This is a genomic window from Myxococcus llanfairpwllgwyngyllgogerychwyrndrobwllllantysiliogogogochensis (assembly GCF_006636215.1).
GTDB classification, from domain to species: Bacteria; Myxococcota; Myxococcia; order Myxococcales; family Myxococcaceae; genus Myxococcus; species Myxococcus llanfairpwllgwyngyllgogerychwyrndrobwllllantysiliogogogochensis.
The window spans coordinates 1-4307 of sequence record NZ_VIFM01000458.1 but is presented as its reverse complement, the minus strand read 5'-3'; the positions used below and the strand labels follow the sequence as shown (position 1 = coordinate 4307).

Annotated in this window: 7 protein-coding genes; 4 read left to right on the top strand and 3 right to left on the bottom strand. The window is 66.4% G+C overall.

Annotated elements, in window-relative coordinates:
- Positions 1-239, top strand: a 239-nt coding sequence (locus FJV41_RS48200; protein WP_246137889.1) for a hypothetical protein, incomplete at its 5' end; no start/stop codon positions are given.
- A gap of 108 nt (positions 240-347) precedes the next feature.
- Positions 348-875: a PspA gene (locus FJV41_RS48195; RefSeq protein WP_141593889.1), complete on the top strand. Its 528-nt coding sequence runs from the start codon at positions 348-350 to the stop codon at positions 873-875.
- 64 nt (positions 876-939) lie between these two features.
- On the opposite strand, the gene FJV41_RS48190 is transcribed toward FJV41_RS48195, so the two are convergent.
- Positions 940-1392, bottom strand: a complete 453-nt coding sequence (locus tag FJV41_RS48190; RefSeq protein WP_141593888.1) for a YecA family protein — start codon at positions 1390-1392, stop codon at positions 940-942.
- Positions 1393-1655: 263 nt separating this feature from the next.
- Positions 1656-1763 carry a DUF2379 family protein gene (locus FJV41_RS48185; RefSeq protein WP_246137890.1) on the bottom strand — a complete coding sequence of 36 codons (108 nt, stop codon included), beginning with the start codon at positions 1761-1763 and terminating at the stop codon, positions 1656-1658.
- A 319-nt stretch (positions 1764-2082) separates the two neighbouring features.
- Here FJV41_RS48185 and FJV41_RS48180 point away from each other — a divergent pair, with 319 nt between their 5' ends.
- Positions 2083-3252 carry a serine/threonine-protein kinase gene (locus FJV41_RS48180; protein WP_141593887.1) on the top strand — a complete coding sequence of 390 codons (1170 nt, stop codon included), beginning with the start codon at positions 2083-2085 and terminating at the stop codon, positions 3250-3252.
- 7 nt (positions 3253-3259) lie between these two features.
- Complete coding sequence (locus FJV41_RS48175) at positions 3260-3646, top strand: hypothetical protein (protein ID WP_141593886.1); 387 nt, start codon at positions 3260-3262, stop codon at positions 3644-3646.
- Positions 3647-3786: 140 nt separating this feature from the next.
- On the opposite strand, the gene FJV41_RS48170 is transcribed toward FJV41_RS48175, so the two are convergent.
- Entirely contained in the window at positions 3787-4134 is a 348-nt protein-coding gene (locus FJV41_RS48170; protein WP_141593885.1) for a helix-turn-helix domain-containing protein, read from the bottom strand.
- Positions 4135-4307: the final 173 nt, after the last annotated feature.

The following is a 4307-nucleotide window of genomic DNA, read 5'->3' as shown; positions in this document are numbered from 1 at the left end:
AGCGGGGGCTCGTGGCGAGCGCGGCGGACGTCGCGAGTCAACTGGGCTTTACCCGGGCGCGTGTGACGCACCTGTTGGACTTGCGGTTGCTGGCGCCCGACATCCAGGAGGAGGTGCTGTTCCTCGAGGCCGTCGAGGGGGCAGAGCCGCTCAGCGAGCGAGTCCTCCGAGCCGTTGCACACGGGGGGGCGTGGGAGATGCAGCGCGAGCGCTGGCGCGAGGTGAAGGCTTCATTCTGAGACGGGAGTCCGAATGCCTGGACTCCCTGGTGTAGCGTGAGTGCAAGAGGCTGTCTTGAGTGTTGAGGAATATGCGGGCCGGGTGGTCCGCGAGGAGAGCGAGAGCGCATGCAGAACGACATGAAGAGCACCATTCAGGCTGCGGTGGCGGAGGCGGTGGAGAAGACGATGGGCCGGCAACTGGAGCTGCAGAGGCGGCAACTGGAGCTGCTGGAGAAGGTTGTTCAGTTCCTGGGCATTGAGGCTGGCCCAACCCGTGAGGCGTCCGCGCCGAAGCGCGCCTCCGCGTCCGTGCCCGCGCCGAAGCGCCCGTCCTCGGTGCCTGTGCGCAAGTGGGTGAGGCCGCAGGCCGCACCGAAGCCTGCGAAGGCCGGGCCCGCGCCCCAGAAGGGCCGAGGGCGCCCGCATGGGGCGGGACGCGCAGCGAAGCCCATGCCCGCAGCCACCAGCTCCAGTCCCGGCCCCGCGACGTCCGTCCCATACGCGGAGGGGCAGGAGGTGCGCTACAAGCAGGGGCGGGGCGCCTTCACGGCGAAGGTGAAGGCCGTCGACGAGAAGGCGAAGACGGTGACGTTGGCGCGCGTCTCCGACGGTAGGAAGGTGGTGCGCCCCTTCGACAAGGTGACGCCCGCCTGAGTCTGGGCCTTGGGCGAGGTGCCGGGCTCTCTTCCAGGAGCCCGGTGTGGCCCGAAGCTGCGTCTCAGCTATCCAGGCCCTCGTCCTCTTCTGGATGGAGGGCGTAGTACTCGTCCACGGCGTTCTCGAACTCCTCGACGTGGCTCGTTGGCATGAGGTGCCTGTTCTCCTCTGTGAGGAGGAGGCCTGTCTTCTGGTAGGCGTGAATGAGGGCAGGGTGGATGTCTGCCCTGGCCATGGCGGCCACCATCTCCGCAGTCCGTATATCCTCGTCGGCCATGTCTTCCGGGTCGAAGATAGGGTCATTGGGCCCAGGAGGGCGTCCGTGCTTCGCGATGAAGCGCTCTCTCTGTTGCTCAAGGAGCGCGACGGCCTCCTCGTTGAGAGGGACTGAGCGGGAAACGTTTCCGCTGTCATCGACGACGTAGTGGAAGCCCTTGCTGTAGCAGCAAGACTTGTACTTCAGGCCTGTTCCGCAGGGGCACCGCGCGTTTCGGGAGAGCTTCTTCTGGCTCATCGCGCGAGTTTCGACGACGAGAAGTCCCGGAGGCCAGCGCAAAAAAGAGGCGCTCCAGGCGGGCGGAGTCGCCGCTCCTCCGTCTCCTGGTCCTAGTTTCAGGGAGGTAGAAAGCCTCGGCTCCAGGTTCCGACAGCGCCGAGTCGAGGTGTGCCCCGCGGACGTTCCAGGGGCCGGGTCAGCGGACCGCATCCGGGGCGGCGAAACGAATCGCGACTCCTGGATGCTTAGGACTGTTGGTGCTCACGCCGCGTGTTCCCGAGTCACGTGCCCTCCTCCGTGGCGAGCGCGCTCTCGGCTTCGCCGTCGCTGATGCCCACTTCGGAGGCCGTGTGCTTCAGCAGCGCCTTCTCCTCCGGAGTGAAGGCCAGGCGCTCACCTTCGACGAAGACACGACGGGCCAGTGTGCGAATCGGACCCAGTCAGCGGTTTCGCTCACGAGTCATTTTTCCTTTGCGAACGGCCAGGGCCTGCAGGTGACGCCAGGGCTGGGGCGCCTTGCACCCAGGAGAGGCGCTCATGGGGCTGCGCGCTGTCCGCTAGGAGTGCCAGAAGGCTTCACAGGCCGGGAAGGTCATGTTAGTTCGACGGTCAAGTTAACTGGACCTTGCCTTTCTGGTGCGGTTTCCAGTGACGAAGAGGTCCGTTGGCCGTCGAGCCGCAGCCCTGCGTTCAGGAGGATTCACAGCCATGCCGAAGCGCTCAGAAGATGAAGTGACGACGGAGGAGTTACCGCCCCGCATCCCCACCCTGTCTTCACGCGGTACGGCGCACGTCCGCTTCGAGGTGGAGGGCGTGCGGTACGAAGGCGTGAGGCAGTTGGAGGTGCGGCCGAACGGCGAGCGGCTCGTGGAGGTGGAGCGGCGCGTGGCGGATGGCGTGCTGTCCGGCCCCTGTCTGGTCCGCCAGCTCTCCAGTCCCTTCACGTACATTCAGCGTCAGAGGATGATTGAAGAAGTGCAGTTGGCCTTCCGGCTCACCCACCCCAACATCGCTCAAATCTTCCACATGCAGGCGGACGAGGTGGAGGACGTCGCCTTTACCGTCATGGAGTATGTGGGCGGGCCCTCGATGGAGACGCTGGTGTGCGCGGCGCTGGTGAGAGGCCAGCCCCTCTCGGAAGGCTTTGGCTTGTACGTGGGGGCGGAGGTGGCGGACGCGCTGCACTACGCGCACACGCTGACATCAGAGGACGGTAAGCCGCTGGGCATCATCCACCGTGACGTGAGTCCCCGGCACATCGCCTTGGGCCTCCACGGGGAGGTGAAGGTGCTGGACTTCGGCGCGGCGTACTCGGTGATGGTGGGACGCGAGGAATCGCCGGAGACCCTGCTGCGAGGAGACGTCGCGTACTGCTGCCCCGAATACCTGCGCATGGAAAGGCTGACGCCGCGCTCCGACGTCTTCAGCTTGGGGGTGATGCTGGTGGAGGTCTTCACGGGCAAGCACCTGTTCGAGGTGCATGACCTCCCGGTGGTGGCAGCGAAGGAGACTCGGTTCCGCACGGAGGTGCCGCCCTCGCTGCCGCTGCACCAGATGCAGTCCCTCATGGCGGCGTTCAACCCGGACGTCGTCGAGAAGGCGGTGGCTCACCTCAACGAGGACCTCAAGGCGGTGTTGCACACCGCGCTGCGCCTCAACCCCGAGGAGCGCTTCACGACGGCGGCGGACATGCGGGATGCGCTGCGGGGTGTTGCCCACGCCCAGCTCCGCGAGCCCTACGGGCGTGCGGAGGCCATCAAGGAGGCGGCCCGTGTCGTGTCCGAGGGAGGGAAGCTGCGGGACAAGGTGGAGTTCGGCGAGGCCGGCCTCTACCCGGAGGGCCTGGAGAAGCACGAGCTGGGCCTCAAGAAGGAGTAGGTCGCCGATGCTTTGCTTCCGCGTCCTACGCAATGGCCGGCACATCACCACTGCGGGGGTGCCGGACTTCGGCGTCCTCTCCACCATCCTGACGTGGGTGCGCCGCCCTCACGACGAGTCCAACGCAAACCCGGAGTTGACGCTCCATGTGGGGGGCTCCGTGGGTAGGGAGCACCGCGAGCACCTGAAGTGGTGCTACGCCAACAACATCCGCGCGGGCGACGTCCTCACAGTGGAAGTGCGTGATGACGTGGAGTCCGACCCTCCGAGGGAGAGATACCTCGACGAGGAGGCGGGGCTGGATGATGTGGCCCGCCTCCAACTGAGGAAGAAGAGCCTGGAGGCGCAGCTCTCCGACGTGAATGAGGCGCTGCGGGAGCGCGGCGCGGCGTAGCGGGGGCCTTCGTCGGGAGGCACTCCGTCATCGCCGGGGTCCGCTCAGCCAGGGGGCTCGTGTTCCGGTGCAGGGCCTCGAGGTGTGGGGCCCTGCCCTCCATGCTTGCTCTCTCTGCTCGGGGCTCCCTGGGGGCTGCTTCAGCGGGCCAGCTCGGTGGCGACGTGGAGGAGGGCGTCCATCTTTCCTGCGTCGAGCTTCCGTGCGACGAAGATGAGTCGGCGCATCGCGGCGTCGTCCTCCGGCCGCGCCCGCGCTCCGCTGTTCGAGGACTCGGTCAACCCCATCAAGTCCTCCGGGGAGACCATCAGCTCGATGCACAGCTTCTTCATCGTCTCGACGCTGGGAATCATGTGCCCGCGTTCAACTCTGCTGTAGACGGCGGATGCCAGTCCCACGCGGTCCGCGACCTGGACCTGCGTCAGGCTCATCTGCTCCCGGGCGAGGCGGACGATGGCACCAAGGTGCGCTGCAAGCTGTTGGTTCATAGGTACAAGGGAGTATACCTGAGTTGCGAGTTGTCAAGGGAGTACGATTCCATCAGCGCACGCCCGACAGGAGCTGGATAAGGGCAAGGGCCTGGTGCGCGTCCAACTCGTGCACACGTCGGAGCAGGGCCTCCTTGGCGGCAGCGACGACGTCTGGTGGCAGCGAGGCGCGG